The sequence below is a fragment of the Nocardia sp. NPDC003999 genome, from assembly GCF_053604885.1.
The window spans coordinates 730732-746029 of record NZ_JBSGIB010000002.1 but is presented as its reverse complement, the minus strand read 5'-3'; the positions used below and the strand labels follow the sequence as shown (position 1 = coordinate 746029).

The 15298-nt window shown below is 69.5% G+C and carries 11 protein-coding genes; 3 read left to right on the top strand and 8 right to left on the bottom strand.

Translation table 11 applies throughout. From position 1 onward, the window contains the following. Positions 1-4 precede the first annotated feature (4 nt). The 3 genes from ACWESM_RS07320 to ACWESM_RS07310 are packed head-to-tail and all read right to left on the bottom strand — an operon-like array spanning position 5 to position 5978. Complete coding sequence (locus ACWESM_RS07320; protein ID WP_355079177.1) at positions 5-721, bottom strand: cyclase family protein; 717 nt, start codon at positions 719-721, stop codon at positions 5-7. After that, a complete protein-coding gene (locus ACWESM_RS07315; RefSeq protein WP_397275282.1) occupies positions 718-3432 on the bottom strand; it encodes a protein kinase domain-containing protein in 2715 nt (904 codons plus the stop codon). Before ACWESM_RS07315 ends, ACWESM_RS07320 begins: the two co-directional genes overlap by 4 nt. Beyond that, on the bottom strand, positions 3429-5978 hold the full coding sequence (locus tag ACWESM_RS07310; RefSeq protein WP_397275280.1) for a serine/threonine-protein kinase: 2550 nt from the start codon (positions 5976-5978) through the stop codon (positions 3429-3431). The genes ACWESM_RS07315 and ACWESM_RS07310 overlap by 4 nt, the downstream gene beginning before the upstream one ends. A 178-nt stretch (positions 5979-6156) precedes the next feature. Here ACWESM_RS07310 and ACWESM_RS07305 point away from each other — a divergent pair, with 178 nt between their 5' ends. After that, positions 6157-7650 (top strand): amidase, encoded by a 1494-nt coding sequence (locus ACWESM_RS07305; RefSeq protein ID WP_452491109.1) that lies wholly within the window; start codon positions 6157-6159, stop codon positions 7648-7650. On the opposite strand, the gene ACWESM_RS07300 is transcribed toward ACWESM_RS07305, so the two are convergent. The 3 genes from ACWESM_RS07300 to ACWESM_RS07290 form a co-directional block, all read right to left on the bottom strand. Continuing rightward, positions 7640-8527, bottom strand: coding sequence for a LysR family transcriptional regulator (locus tag ACWESM_RS07300; RefSeq protein ID WP_355079169.1), 888 nt, complete (start codon positions 8525-8527; stop codon positions 7640-7642). The genes ACWESM_RS07305 and ACWESM_RS07300 overlap by 11 nt on opposite strands. A gap of 427 nt (positions 8528-8954) precedes the next feature. Continuing rightward, a complete protein-coding gene (locus ACWESM_RS07295) occupies positions 8955-9791 on the bottom strand; it encodes an SDR family oxidoreductase (protein ID WP_364436023.1) in 837 nt (278 codons plus the stop codon). Then, positions 9788-11392, bottom strand: coding sequence for an aldehyde dehydrogenase family protein (locus tag ACWESM_RS07290; RefSeq protein ID WP_452491108.1), 1605 nt, complete (start codon positions 11390-11392; stop codon positions 9788-9790). The genes ACWESM_RS07295 and ACWESM_RS07290 overlap by 4 nt, the downstream gene beginning before the upstream one ends. Before the next feature lie 185 nt (positions 11393-11577). Between ACWESM_RS07290 and ACWESM_RS07285 the strand changes: the two genes are divergently transcribed. Then, on the top strand, positions 11578-12891 hold the full coding sequence (locus tag ACWESM_RS07285) for a PucR family transcriptional regulator (RefSeq protein ID WP_355079163.1): 1314 nt from the start codon (positions 11578-11580) through the stop codon (positions 12889-12891). A gap of 13 nt (positions 12892-12904) precedes the next feature. On the opposite strand, the gene ACWESM_RS07280 is transcribed toward ACWESM_RS07285, so the two are convergent. Next, positions 12905-13171 (bottom strand): DUF2277 domain-containing protein, encoded by a 267-nt coding sequence (locus ACWESM_RS07280; RefSeq protein ID WP_067794607.1) that lies wholly within the window; start codon positions 13169-13171, stop codon positions 12905-12907. 165 nt (positions 13172-13336) lie between these two features. Between ACWESM_RS07280 and ACWESM_RS07275 the strand changes: the two genes are divergently transcribed. Continuing rightward, positions 13337-14170 carry a DUF1266 domain-containing protein gene (locus tag ACWESM_RS07275; RefSeq protein WP_355079160.1) on the top strand — a complete coding sequence of 278 codons (834 nt, stop codon included), beginning with the start codon at positions 13337-13339 and terminating at the stop codon, positions 14168-14170. Here the strand turns inward: ACWESM_RS07275 and ACWESM_RS07270 are convergent. Next, positions 14150-15094 (bottom strand): hypothetical protein, encoded by a 945-nt coding sequence (locus ACWESM_RS07270; protein ID WP_452491107.1) that lies wholly within the window; start codon positions 15092-15094, stop codon positions 14150-14152. The two genes, ACWESM_RS07275 and ACWESM_RS07270, sit on opposite strands and share 21 nt — an antisense overlap. Between the last annotated feature and the right edge of the window lie 204 nt (positions 15095-15298).

Here is a 15298-nt window from a genome sequence, read left to right as displayed (position 1 = left end):
GACCTCATCCGGGCAGGATGCCGAAAATCGTTGCCGGCGAACCGGAACCGCCGCGATAGAGCGGTCCGCCCACCAGCACCCACGCCCCGGTTGCGGGCAGTGCCGCCAGGTTCGCCAAGCATTCCAAGCTGATCCGGTGCTCGCCGTAGAGCAGCTTCGACACCGCGTACGTCTCGTCGGTGCCCACGTCGGGGCCGAACGTGTCGATGCCAAGCGCGCCGCGGCGGCCGAGCCTGCCGCCGCGCAGCAGCCATTCCACCGTCTGCACCGCGAAACCGGGTTGCCGACCGGCTGATTCGCCCGTGCCGACGAACTCCGGCGTGCCCCACTTGGCGTCCCACCCGGTCCAGGCGACGATCGCGGCGCTGTCCGGGATCCGGCCGTGCTCGGCCTCCCACCGCTTCAGATCGTCGACCGTGATCGCGTAGTCGCGATCGTTCGCGCAGCGCTGCCGGAGATCGATCTTCACCGCGGGCAGCAGCAGATCGTCGAGGTCGAGTTCGTCGGCGGCCAGTCCGTCCGCACGGAAATGAATCGGCGCACCCCAATGGGTTCCGGTGTGTTCGCCCTGCTGGATATAGCGCAGGAGGTAGCCGTCGTTCGCGATCGTGGCCACGATGTCGGTGCGGAATTCCGGATCCTCCGGGTACAGCGGTGTGGTGACCGGATCGTGGACGTGCGACAGGTTCACCAGCCGTCCCAGCGGGCGGGGTGTGGTCATCGCGTCCGCTGGGGAATCGCCCTGGCCAGCGCGAGCAGATCCGCTTCCAGGAGCCGGAACAGTCGATAGGTCAGCACGAATGCCAGGATGCCACCCACGCTCAGCACACGCACCGGAACGATCACCAGCTCCAGGTCGTCGGCCTCGACGAAGGTCGCGCTCGCCACGCCGAGCAGCGGAACCGATGCCGCCACACCGAGGTAGAAGCTGCCGCGCCTGGCCAGCGCGCGGAGCTGGCGTTCGTCGTCGGGACCGATACCGCCGCGCACCAGCAGCTGTGGATAGATCGCGCGCACCGAGTAGACCATGATCGGAAAGAACGGATAGGCGAGCGCGATCGCCGCGCACACGATCTGCGCGGCGAAGAAGTGCAAGAAGGTGCCACGCGGCAGGTCGACTCCGGAGAAGGCCAGCCCGAGCGGCCAGACGATGCCCGCGACCAGCCAGAAGCCGAAGGGTATCCACACCGCCCAGTCACCCATCAGCAAGGTGTCGCGGCGTGCTTTCGCGAGCGTGCGCGCGGAGTAGCCGTCGCCACGGCCGAGGCGGTAGGAGATGGCGAGCGGCCGCCGGGTCATGAACAACAGCAGCAGCGCGGCGACCGGGAACGCGATGAGGTTGTTGATCAATCCGACCGCCGTGAACTTCTCCTGGTCCGCGGTCGACATCCGGTCGATGATCAGGGTCTGGTTCAGCTGGATGTTATAGAAGCTGGCCAGCACGTTCGGCACGCCGACGCACAGCGCCGCGACCGGAAGCAGCCACCCGCGGGCGCGGTGGGCGAGGCTGCCGGGCGGGGGATCGACCAGGTCGCGCGCGCGGGTGTCCAGGCAGAGGTCGAGTTGTCCCGCGAGTTCGGCGCCGCCGCGCCAGCGCCGCTGCGGGTCTTCGTGCAGACAGTCCAGCAGTACGCGGCGCAGCGTGGCCGGCGTGTCTTCCGGCAGGCGCGCGAGCGCCGCGGCCGAGACGCCGCCGCGTCGCTCCGCGAGCATCCGCGTGTACGTCTCGGTGCCGGGGCTGTTCTGCTCCAGTGGCGGATCGTCGAAGGGGGTTGCGCCCGTGAGCATTTCCCAGAGCAGCACACCGAGGGAGTAGACGTCGCTGGCGTCGCCGGGGGCGGGCGCGTCGGGGTCGAGGTAGCGGCTCAGCTGCTCCGGAGAGCGGTAGACCAGTGCGTCGGTCCCGCCGGGACCGTGCGGCGCGGTGCGCCCAGGTACCTCACCGAGGGCGAAATCGGCCAGCTTGGGAATGCCCTCCGCGGTGAACAGCACGTTCGCCGGTTTGATGTCGTGGTGCAGCACGCCATGGTGTGCGGCGTAATCCAGCGCGTCGGCCAGCCGCCTGCCCACCCACGCCACGGTCTCCGGCCAGTTCAGCCGCGCGATCTCGGCGCGCACGCTCGAATCCGACGGCCGGATCTCGCCCTTGGCCTCCATGGCGGTGTCCACCGCGCGCAGGAGCAGGGCGCCGCCGTCGGTCACGGGGCCGCGACGGCGTTGCTCGAGCAGGTCGACCGCCGTGCCGCCGGGGAGGTATTGCATGTAGACCAGACGCGGGAGGGCGGTCGTCCTGGACTCCGGTGCGAGGGGCGGTCGCGGGGGCGCGGATGCGATGTCGTCCGGAGGGACCGCGATGGTCGCGTCCGGATCGCTCGATCGCTCGGTCACCGCGTCCGGATGAGCCGGAACCGCGGCGGCGTCACGAGGTTCGGCCGATCGTCCGGAATCGGGAATCAGAGCACTGCGTGGGCGGACCGCAGCGGTCGTATCGGGCGCGCTGACCACGGTCTCGTCATCGATACCTTCTGGCGCGGTGGCTGTCGCGTCACCAGTGACGGTCGGGGCGCGCCTCTCGGCGCCGTGCGTGCGCGGGCCGGGGACCGTTTCGTCGTCGCTGGGGTGGCTCGTCGTTCGGGTTGTCGGCGCCACGATGGTGTCGTCGTCGCCGGGGCGGCTCGTCCGGCTGGACGGGACGGCCGCGGCGTCGAGGTCGAGGCGCGGCGCGGCGATGGCGGCGTTCGCCGCGGTGTGGCGGCCATTCGCGGGAGGACCCGCGATGGTCAGGGCCTGTGCGGCGTCGGCGCTGAGTACTCGCTGGTCGAAGACCCGCACGATGTGGGCGTGGTCGAGCTGGGCCATCGTGTGCGCCGCGCCCGCCCGGCCCGCCGAGAACCGGACGGCGACCAGCCGTTGCATGGAACGCTGCCTGGCCAGGAAGACCCGGCCGAGCAGTCCCGCGCCCAGGTCGGTGAGCAGGTCGAAGTCATCGATCCGCAGGCCCGGCGCGAGATCGGCGAGCGCGGCGAGGGCTTCGCTCGAGTCGGCGTCCGGGTGGGCGTCGTCGGCGGCGAGATCGGCGAGGTGCTCGCGGACCGCGCCGGCGAGGTCCGGGTATTCGGCGAGGAAGTCCTCCAGCGGCAGCGGTCCGCGTCCGCGACGCGCCAGAAATTCCTCGCACAGCAGGTCGACCAACTCGGAGCTGGTCTCCACATCGGGGAATTCCTCGCGATAGTCGGCGATCCGTTTGCCGAGCCCTTCGCGCTCCCAGCGTCGCCGCAGATCCACCCGGATCAGATCGACGAGTACCCCCAGGCGAACTTGCGTGCCGTCGGGTACGTAGTCGCGAATCTGCGGCGGCAAGCGATCACCATGGAGACTGCGCTGCCAGTCGGCGGAGAAGCGGGCGACGGCATCGGTGCGGGGCAAACTCACGTGTCGGTCTCCACGGCGGTCGCGGTCGATCGGGCGGGTCGGCCCTCGGCGGCCCCCGATTCGGCGGATTCCGGATCGACCACCCGCTCCAGCGCCCGTAGGTCCGCTTCCAGCGCACGGAACAGCAGATAGGTGCCCACGAACGCGATTATGCCGCCCACACACAGCAGCCGAACCGCGACGATGACCGAGGGGATGTCGGACGGGGGCAGGAAGGTCACCCCGGTGACCGCGAGCAGCGGCACCGAGGCGGCCACCGCGAGGTAGCCGTTGCAGCGCCGGTCAAGGCCGCGCAGCCAGACCGCGTCCTCGGGGCTGATGTCGCCGTGCCGGAGGAACAAGGGATAGACGCACCGCACCAGGTAGAACGTCAGCAGGAAGAAGGGATAGGCGACCGCGATCGCGCCGCACACCACCAACGAGGAGAAGAAGTGCACCACGGCCTGTGCCGATATATCTCCCGTCGACACCTGTAGCGCGATCGGGAAGATCAGTCCGGCCAGCACCCACAGCGAGAAGGCCACGGCCACGGCCCGATCGCCCATCAGCAACGCATCGCGTCTGGCACGCCGCAGGGTTCCCGGATCGTATCTTCGTCCTTTGCGTAGGCCGCGCGGCACCGTCAGCACGTATCTCGCCATATACAGCACGAGTGCGATGCCGGTCGGGAAGAAGATCGCGTTCACCACGCCGGTGATGATGAGGAAGGTCTGCTGGGCCTCCTCGGTCATCCGGCTGATGATCAGGTGCTGGTTGTGCTGGATGTTGTACAGCGAGGCGAGCACATTCGGCAGCGCCATCGCCACCAGCGCCACCGGAACGATGTAGGGGCGCAGCCGCAGCCGCCAGCTGTTCGGCGCGGGGTCGACCAATTCTCGCGCGCGTTCGTCCAGGCACATCTCCAGCTGCCTGGCCAGGATCGCGCCGCTGGACCACCGGTCGGCCCGCTCGGGGGCGAGGCAGGTCAAAAGGATGCGCCGCAACGCGGCGGGACAGTCGGCCGGAACCCGCTGCAGCGCGGTCTCGTCCACGCCGCTGCTGCGCCGCTCCAGCATGGCCTCCAGCGTGGTGTCGTCGCCTTGGTCACCCGCCCCCGCCGTGCGGTCGTCGAACGGCTTCGCACCGGTGAGCAGCTCCCACAACACCACGCCGAGCGAATAGATGTCGGCGCGGGTATCCAGGTCGGCGGCACTGCGGCCGAAACTGGGATGGCAGGCCTCCAGTTGTTCCGGTGACATGTAGGCCAGTGATCCGCCGAAGTAGGCCACCGGGCTGGTGCCCTCCACGTTGCGGCTGAAGCTGATGTTGAAGTCGGCGAGTTTCGGCACGCCCTCGGCGGTGAGCAGGACATTGGCCGGTTTGACGTCGCGGTGCAGCACGCCGTGCGAGGAGGCGTAGTCCAGCGCCTCGGCCAGCCTGCGGCCCAGCCACGCCACCGTCTCCGGCCAGCTCAGCGCCGCGATCTCGGCGCGCACGCTGGAGTCGGTCGGCCGGATCTCGCCCTTCTCCTCCATCGCCGCGTCCACGGCGTCCAGCAGAAGCCTGCCGCTGCGCTCCTCGGGTGGGGTCGCGCGCACCCAGCGCAGCACGCCGAGCAGCGTGCCTCCGGGCAGGAACTGCATGTAGAGCAGCCGCAGCCGGCGCGCGGCGCCCTCGGCGTCGTCCAGCAGCCGCTGGTCGAAGACCCGCACGATGTAGTCGTGGTCGAGCTGGGCCAGCGTCTGCGGCTCGGTGCCGTGATCGCTGGAGATCTTCACCGCGACCAGCCGTTGCAGCGAGCGCTGCCGCGCGAGGAAGACCCGGGCGAACGCACCGCTGCCCAGACCGGTCAGCAGATCGAAGTCGTCGATCCGCTGACCGATCTCGATCCGGTCGAGCGGGTCGGAGCGGCCCGGCCCGGTCCCGATCGTCGTGGGCACGGCGGTGGCCGTACCCGTCAGATCGGCGGCGGTCGTTCTGGTCACCTCGGAATCACGAGCAGACCCCGCGGTTCGGTTCAATACGGTGTCGGCGAGAACGGAGTCGCTGTGCGCGACCGCGGTCAAGACGGAATCCTCCGGAGTCGCGCGACGGGTGCTCTGGTCGATTTCGTCGGCGTTCAGCAACTCGCGCAGTTGCTCCGCCTGCCGCGGATATTCGCGCAGGCATTCGCGCGGATCGACCCGCTCGCCGCTCTGGCGGCGGATGACGAACTCCTCGTACACCAAGCCGGCCGGAATATCGTCGGAAGCGAGTTCGGGGAATTCGGCGCAGTAATCTGTCAGGCGCATGCGCGCGGCCGGTTCCGGCGCGGTGCCCGCGCCTTTACCGCGGCGAAGCAGCCAGCGATGGCGCAGGTCGACGCGGATCAGCTCCAGCAATGCCTCACGTCGCAAGGTACTGGCGTCCGGTAGATATTCGGCGATCGCCGGTGGGCGCCGGGTGGATTCCCACTCCGCTGTGAACGCGGCCACCGCGTCGGATTCGGCACGCGACAGGTCGCCACTCCTCGGCCGGGTGGAAATACCCGTGTCGGGGTCGGACCTTCTCTCAGAGTTCGCACTCATGCTCGGACCTAGTGGCTCGGCGGACGCCGCGGAATCCGCACCGGTTGTTGTCCGATGTGCCGAAAATTTCCGCCACACCCGACACCATCATCCCCCGTGCCGTATTCGAAATGATAACTTGCGGCTCGACAGTGGATCACCCGATTTCGACAACGACGCGACGGGGGATGACCAGCACATGTCCGACGAGGCCGCAATCATGGCGGACGGCTCGATCTCAGCGGGAAACGCCGCTCCGCACACCGCCATTCCGAACGCGAAGACCGGCGAGCCGATGCCCGCCCGACTGCTGGGAGCCGTCGCAGACGCGCGGCCCGACGGCGCTCCGGAAGCCGAGACCGCACTCGAACGCGGCCCGGCCGCGACGATCGCGGCGTGCGTGCGAGACGGCCTGCTGCACCCCGGGCAAGTGGCCGCGGATGCCGGGACGCGGATCGCGGCGGCGGACCGGAAACGACATGCCTTCAGCATCCTGCGTGCCGAACAGGCGACGGCCGAGTCGGTCGGCCTGATGGAACGCGACGACCTCGACGTGCTGCCCCTGGCCGGTGTCCCGGTCGTGGTCGAGCACGGTGTTCCCCTCGCGGGCGAGCCGATGCCGTGGGGGCCGGTGGCCGCCGCGGATCACCCCGTGGTGGCCAGGCTGCGCGCCGCGGGAGCGGTGGTCATGGGCCTCGTCGCGGCTCCCGAGCCGAGTCGGTGGGTGACCAGCGTGGGCACCGAGCGTGTCATCCGCAATCCGTGGAACCCCACGCGCTACGCGGGTAGCGCGGCCGGAGCCGCGATCGCGGCCGGACTGGTGCCGGTGGCGCACTGCTGCGACGGCCTGGGGGAGGTGCGGGTCGCGGCCGCGTGCTGTGGAATCTTCGGGATCAAGCCCGGGCAGTACACGGTCCCCGCTGCGGGCCCGTGGTCGAGCCTGGTCGAGCACGGTGTCCTCGCGACAAGCGTGGACGACGCCGCGCTGGCGTTGTCGGTCCTGGCGGCGCGACCGGACCTAGCCGAGGTGGATCCACCCGGCCGACTACGTATCGGGCTGGCGGTGGATCCACCTTCCCGCCTGTTGCGCGTCGACCGCCGCTGGACCGCCGCGGCGCGCAGGGCGGCCTCGGTGGCCGCGGCGGCAGGCCACTCGGTGGAACCGACCGCGCTACCGTACGGAAACGCCCTGCTCGCGGCCTCGCTACGCTGGCTGGCCCTCGGCGCCCGCGAGGCCCCCGCGCTACTCCAACCCGGCCGACTACCGCGGAGAGCCCGGCACCGCGTGGCTCTGGGCCGGACGGTGCATCGGTTGAGGCTCGCGCGTCCCGCCCAGATCGACCGGGTGGAGGCGCGACTACTGGAGTTCTTCGAGCGTTACGACGTGGTGATCACTCCCACGCTCGCCGCCCCGCCGCCGACGGCGCGGGCCTGGCACTTCCGCAATCGTCCGGCCACTCTGCTCGCCGGCGCGCGGTTCGCACCCTTCACTCCGCTGTGGAATCTGGTCGGCTGGCCCGCGGCCTCCGTTCCCATGGGCATGCACTCCTGGTCGGGTACGCCGGTGGCCGCTCAGCTCGCGGGACCACCCGGTAGCGAATCCACCCTGCTACGGCTGGCCGCGCAATTGGAGACGCGCCGTCCGTGGCAGCGCACCGCCCCCGAGACCCCGCCGGGCCGGTTCAGACGCTGACCGGCGACTGCTGCGCCGCGAACCCGCCATCGACGGCTCGTCCGGCGAACTCCAGGATTGTCGGCCGGTTGTCGTCGGCCCGCCAGGCCACGGCGAGCTCGCACGGCGCCAACCCCGACACGGGACGCGCGGTCAGCCCGGGCCAGCGGTACATCGGCACGTTGTTCTCGGCGAGCAGGCACACGCCGAGGCCGAGGCTAACGGCTTCCAGCTTGTCCTCCGCGGTCGCGGCTTCGGCGCCGATCTTCGGCGGCCGGCCGCCGCGCCCGTCGTTGCCGAGCCAGAAATCGCGCACCGCACCGGCTTCGGTGGGCAGTGCGACGAACGGTTCGTCGAGCAGATCGGCGAATTCGATGGTCTCCGAGATCGCCAGCGGGTGGTTTTCCGGAAGCAGCACCCAGCGCGGTTCGGTGCGCAGCACCTGCCACCGGTAGCGGCTCTGGTCCGGCAACGGCAGCCAGACCAGAGCGAGATCGGCCTGCCGACCCGCCAGGCCGCTGGAGGGATCGGTCCAGGAAGCCGCGTGCAGTGCGAGACGATGTCCGCTCGCGCTCTCCAGATCGCTGAGCAGACCGCGCCCGAGTGTGGATTGGATGCCGACGCGCAACACCTCGCCCGCCTCCTGCAGCGAGACGTTGGTGACCTCCCACAACTCCAGGATCTTGCGTGCGCCTTCGAGCAGTTCCTTGCCCGCGACGGTCAACGCGACACTGCGCTGGTTGCGGTCGAACAGGACCACGTCGAGCTGACGTTCCAGCTGCCGGATCTGACGCGACAGGGTGGGTTGAGCGATGTGCAGCCGCTGGGCGGCGTTGGTGAAATGCAGTTCCTCAGCGACGGCGACGAAATACCGCAGGTCGCGCAAATGCGGGTCCATAGCCCCTTGCTATCAGAATCGGTCCGGAATTTCCAGCCTTATCAGGCCGAAAAGTTCGGATACTGGCGCCGAAACAGTCGGCAGGTTTGTTAGGGACAGCATATTGCCTGCGATGGTGCTGCGCACCAGGCGGATAGCGAATTTTCGGCATGCCGTGGCCGTTTACCGTCGGGTTCTTCGATTTGGGCAGTTGACCAGCATGAACGAGAGCGAACCGGGAGTCTTTGTGGCGGATTGTGGACGCGTTTGGGGCCGCCGAGGATCGGCTGAGAATTTGCCGCTGACCGGCTTCGGGATGTCAGCGAGTGCGCGCGTGATTTTCCTCACAATGCCGTCGGTGTGTGGGGCTCCCGATGTGCCCCCGAACACGGCGGGGCGCCGCGGCCGAGACGAATCCCAGCCGCGGCGCCCCTGCTTCCCGACCCGCTCACGCGCCGCGCACGCGCTCCTCGTAGGCCTTGCGCTTCTCGGCGTCGACGTCGTCGAGGAAGGCGCGGCCGGATCCGAGCGCGCGGCCGATGCCGTCACCGAGCGATTCCGGCAGCAGGCCGACGAACTGGGCGATGAACCCGGCCACCGCGGTCACCCTGACCTTCGACTTCGGCGCGACGATCAGCTTCGCGACGGCGTCGGCGATCTCCTCCGGCTCCGCGGCGCGCAGCAGCTTGGGCGCGGTGACGCCGGATCCGAGCTCGGTGTTGGTCAGCGTGGGCAGTACCGAGGAGAAGCGCACGCCGGTGCCGCGGTACTCCTCCCGCAGCGTGTCGGTGAAGCCGAGCACCGCGTGCTTGCTGGCGTTGTAGGTGGCCAGGCCGGGGATATGGGTCTCGCCGGCCAGTGAGGCGATGTTGATGATGTGCCCGCCGCCGCGCGGCAGCATCCGGCGCAGCGCCAGCTTGCAGCCCAGGATCACGCCGTAGACGTTGATGTCCAGGATCCGGCGGGTCAGCGGGTCCGGCTCGTCCACCAGCTTGCCGGTCGGCATGATGCCCGCGTTGTTGATCAGCACGTCGATCGGGCCGAGGGTCCGCTCCACCTCGTCGAGGAAGCCGTCGAACGACTCCTGATCGGTAACGTCGAGCTTGCCGTAGAGCTCGAAACCGCGTGCCGTGCCCGACTCCTTGACCGTGGTCTCGTCGATATCGCCGATCGCGATCTGCGCGCCGAGAGCCTGTAGCGCGGTCGCGGTGGCGAGTCCGATGCCGCGTGCCCCACCGGTGATCACCACGACCTTGCCGCGGATCTGCTTCGCTTGTTGGGTCACTTGTCGCCCCTTTTGAGCTTCAGCAGGGCCGGAAGGTCGAGGCGGCGCAGCCCGCGGGCGCCTGCCGCGCGCATGGCGCCGAGCGCGAACAGCAGCTTCGGCATCGAGTAGGGGTACCAGAACAGTTCCTTCTGCTGCGTCGGCAGGATCGGCGTGGTGATCGCCTGCTGGCGGCAGTACTTGCGCACGCCGTTCGCGCCGCCCCAGCGGGCGCCGACGCCGGACAGCCCCCAGCCGCCCATGGGCAGGGCGTAACTGAACAGGTTGGCGAAGACGTCGTTGATGTTGACCGCGCCCGCGTTCAGCTGCCGTGCGATCCGTTCGCCGCGCTCTTTGTCGCCGGTCCACACCGAGGCCGACAGGCCGTACACCGAGTCGTTGGCCAGCCGGATCGCCTCGGACTCGTCGGCCACCTTCATCACCGGCAGCGTCGGGCCGAAGGTCTCCTCGGTGACGCAGGACATGGTGTGGTCGACATCGACCAGCACGGTCGGCTCGAAGGCGGTGCCGAATCCGGCCCGCTTGCCCCCGGTGAGCACCTTGGCGCCCGCCGCGACGGCCTCGTCGACGTGGCGCTGCACGATGGCCGCCTGATTCTCGTTGGCCAGCGCTCCCACGTCGTATTTCGACTCGCGTCCGTCCAGGCCTTGGCGTAGCGCCTGCACATTGGCGGTGAGTTTGGCGACGAACTCGTCGTACACCGGCGCTTCGACGTACACCCGCTCCACGGAGATGCAGACCTGGCCGGAGTTGAACATGCCACCGAAGGCGATGCCGTGCGCGGCGCGATCCAGGTCGGCGTCGGCCAGGACGATCGCCGGATCCTTGCCGCCGAGTTCCAGGCTGTAGGGCACCATCCGTTCCACGCACGCGGCGGCGATCTTGCGGCCGGTCGCGGTGGAACCGGTGAACTGGATGTAGTCGGCGTTGCCCACCACGGCCGCTCCGGTCGCGCCCGCGCCGGTGACCACCGCGAAGATCGGCGGCGCGCCGATCTCCGCCCAGCCTTTGGCCAGTTCGATCGCGGAGAGCGGGGTCACCTCGGAGGGCTTGAGGATGACGGCCGCCCCGGCCGCGAGCGCCGGGATCACGTCCATCACCGGCATGGCCAGCGGGAAGTTCCACGGCGTGATGACGCCGACCACCGGATAGGGCCGGTAGACCGTGGTCAAGCGTTTGACGCGGGCCAGCGGGCTGTGCGGTGACGGGTGGTCGTCGGCGAGGAACTTCGCCGCGCGGCGGGCGTAGTAGCCGATCAGATCGGTCGCGAAACCCGGATCGATCAGGGCGTCCACCCGGGGCTTGGCGGTCTCCGACTGCAGCACGGCGGCAAGGCGGTCGGTGTTGTCGATCAACCAGTCCTGGAACTTCAGCAGCCAGACCTTGCGCCCTTCGGGGCCGATCGCCTCCCACTCCGGCTGGTACAGCCGCAGTTCGCGGACCTTGGCCGCGACCGCGTCCGCGGTCTCGTCCGGCACCGTGCCGACGACCTCGCCCGTGCCGGGATTGCGCACTTCGATGAGGGCGGGACCGTCCTTCTTCGCGGTCGTTTCGCGTGCCCGCGCCTTCTCGGTCGCGGGCGCTGGTTCGGTGTTGGTCACTGCTGTTCTCCCACTGACGTCGTGTTGAACCGCGGTCTGCTGACTGCTGTGAGACAGGCCACTGAACTATGATCGTGACACAATCCAAACAGACTTTCTTGGCCCAGATCATCAAGGAAAACGGGTGATTTTGTGTCCGTGAGACAAGCGGTGGTTCGGTATCCGCCGAGCCGGAGGAGAGGGCGATGACCGTTGGGCCTTCGCCGGGCGCCGCGGCCAGGCCGAGCCCCGCACCCGACGAAGTGCGCGACTGGCTCGCGGAGTACGTCTACGAGACGACGCGCGCCGAAGTGCTCGAACGCATCGTCACCCGGCTCGACGACGTGATCATCGCGCGCATCCCCGAACTAGCCGATCGCGATATGCGCCGCGACCTCGCGGCCAGCACCAGGGCGCACGCCAGGATCGTGCTCAGCCGCCTGGCCAGCGATACCTTCGAGTTCTCGCTCCCGGAGGAGGCGCACGCGTTCGCGCGCAGCGTGGCCAGGCGTGGTTTCGAGCTGCGGTTGCTGCTGCGGGTCTATCACGTGGGCATGGAGGCGGTGCTGGACTACATGACCGAGGTCGTCGAGCAGCGGCGGGCGACGCCGGAACTCGAACGCATGGTGCTGCTGCGGCTGTTCGAGCGGGCCACCAAGTGGATCAGCACGTCGGTCGAGTTGCTCACCGACACCTACATGGAGGAGCGCGAGCAGGTGCTGCGCGCCGCCTTCAACCGTCGCGCCGAGACCGTCCGAGCGCTGCTGGACGGCGAGCACGTGGACGTCGATCAGGCATCGGTGCGGCTCGGCTACCGGCTCTCCCAGCGGCACCTGGCCTTCGTGCTGTGGACCGACGAGCCGACCGGAGAACCCGCAGGCGCGGAGGCGGAGGCGACCGGACTGCTGGATCGGGTCGCGGCGCGGCTGGCCGCGGCGCTGGGCAGCGCGCGGCTGCTCACCGTTCCATCCGGCGCCAGCGCGATGTGGGCGTGGGCCGGATCGGACGACGGGGAACACGGCGCCGAACTCGCGGTGCCGGGCGAAGCGGAGCGGCTGACCGCGGCGCAGGTCGATGCGCCGGTACGGGTGGCGTTCGGTGTGCCCGCCGCGGGGATCGCCGGTTTCCGTCGCAGTCATCGGGAAGCGGTCGCCGCGCGGCAGGTCGCGGAGCGCGCACCCGCGGGCGGGCGGCGCGTCACCGGGTATCGAACGGTGGAGATCGCCTATCTGGCCGGTGCGGACGAAGCGGCCATGCGAGGACTGGTCGAGCGGGAACTGGGCGCGCTGGCGGCGCGCGACGGGAACGCCGCACGGCTGCGCGAGACGCTGCACGCCTATCTGCGCAGCCAACGCAGCCCGGAGGCCACCGCGAAGGTGCTCGGCGTACACAAGAACACGGTCCGCTACCGCGTGCAGCGGATCGAACAGCTTTTGGGATATCCGATCGAAGAACGCGGTCTGCCGCTGGAGATCGCGCTGGTGTGCGTCGCCGTCTACGGCGCCGACGCACTGCCCTGAACCGGCCGCCTGTCTACTCTCCCGCCGCGGCCTCCCGTGCGGCGATCCGGCGCAGCGGCGGTTCGGTGGTCGGGGCCACCCTGCGGTCGGGTAACTCGGCGAGCAAGGTGGTGGTCGCGTTTGCGATGGCCGCGACGGCCTTGTCGACGGCCGGTTTGGTGGTCGAGCTCAGGCCGGACACGCCACCGACCTTGCGCACGTACTGCAGTGCGGCGGCATAGATTTCCTGCTCGGTTGCGGCAGGCTCCAGACCACGCAGGACGGTGATGTTTCTACACATGCGAGCACACTAGCCCCAGATCACGACATGCGTCAGCGCAAGAACCAACGGAGTCCGAAATCGATTCGCCCTGCGGACGCGCCCGCGGTCCGGCGTCGCGACCGACAGAGGTGGCCGTCCGCGAATCCCGCGCGTACCCCGCGCGGGATAGGGAACAATCGGGGCATGTCTTCGCGCGGCGTACCCACCTTGACGACCTTTCCGTACGCGGAGCTGGACGAGCGGGAGGAAGACCACTGGTCCGGCGCCGCGGTATCCGACGACGAATTGCGGGCGCTGGCCCTCGGCGCCTTCTATTCCGCGCGCTGGGACGCCTTCCATGACGCGCTGCTGCTCGGCCCGGAACGCGCGCATCCGCTCGGTGACCGGCGTGAACTGGCCATCGACACACTCACCGGCGCGTGGGGCATCACCGATGGCACCGAGGCGCAGGCGTCGATGGAGCAGTTGCTCGACGGCATGCACGCCCCGCTCTACGCGCTGGTGCACCCGCTGGTGACGGCCTCGATCAACGCCAGTGAGCGCGATCGCTTCGGTGAGCGCGCCGACCGGCACCGGGCGTTCCTGCGGCAGGTCGGAGCGTTCCGGGGGATGGACAATCCCGAGGCGCTGGTCCGCGACTACGACATCTGGTCGCAGGCGATCAAGATCGGATTCACCGACCATCTGGCCCGGCCGCTGCCGGGTGACATCCACGCCTGGGATCTGGCCAGGGTCGTCGCGGTGGCCAGGATGGCCTACACGGCCGGGTACCTCGACGCTGACGTGGCCTGGAGTTATCTGGCGCGCGCCCTGCCGCTGGCCCAGAGCAAGTACCGCAACTGGCGCCAGTTCGGCGACGCCTACCTCACCGGCTGGACCTATTGGCAGGCCTGCGAGGACTTGGCCGAGCTGAAGAACGGCGGCGTCGACCGCCGCAAGGAGCTGCTGCGGCTGTGGCTGCGTCCGACCAGCCCGTGGCGGCGGATCGCGCTGAACTCAGCTCCCGTCGGGGAGTGAACGCAGGATTCCGCGGCCGTAACGTTGGAACTGCGCGTCGTCGACCATGCCGAGGGAGTGTCGCTCGACCAGCAGTTCCCACTCCGAATACAACTGCGCCACACCGGGATCCGCGGGGCCAGCGGCGCCGTCGGCGGACTCCCGGCGTACCGCGAAGTTCACCGCGCAGATGACCCGATCGGTGTCGGCGCGGTCGACGCCCGCGAATTGCAGCGTGCGGCTGCCGTCGTGTACCTCGGCGCCGGTCGCGCCGCGTCCGGGGCCGATCTCGCCGCGCCCCGCGGTGGGGGTATCGGTCACGCGAGCCCATACGACCACGGGAATCGGGAGTTCGTACGCGTACCGGCTGTCGCCGATCGCGATGAACAGCAGCCGCGTCGTCGTGGCGGCGAGCAGGCCGGAGCCGCTGCCCGCCGGAGGGTGCGCGACCGCGACGGCGGTCTCCAGGACGTACTCGTCCGGCGTCACGTAACGATGCAGAGCCGCTATCGCATGCTTCGCCTCACGGCGCGGCGACATCCTGCGCGTCGCCCGTTCCACGTCCGCGCGGGTGGGGCCGCTACGTCCCCAGGTGGGGGGAGGCGGGCGCAGGTCCGGCGCCGCCACGTCGATGCGCTGGGTGGCGAGGATGTGCGCGTTGATGCGGTCGACGATTTCGGTGGCCGCGGGAACGTCGTGCTCGGCGATGATCACCGGAAGTGGCGTGCGGTCCGCGGGGACGCCGGTGAGCACGGGCGTCGGGTAGCGCAGATAGATCTCGATCACCACCGCGTCGTCCGCGCGCCGGTTCAGCCGGACCTTGAGCAGGTCGGAGACCGGGACATCGAGCACGCGCTCGCCGTCGGACCCGGGCCGCAAGACGATCAACCTGCCGCGGCCGTGACGCAGTATCGCTGTGGGTGTTCGTAACTCGACTATGTCCATACCCCCTGCGCTCGTGTCTGGTCTGCGGCGCTCCCGGGGCCTTTCGTGGTGTGCGAGCTACCGCCTACGTGCCCGTCGCTCGCGCCGCGATGTTGTGTCGTCGCTCACGATAGGCCGAACATGCCATGATTGTTGCCACTTGGAGGAAGCCGAACCGGAGACATCGGGAACCACCGTCGATCCCCGGCCGTTTACCTCTTTAAC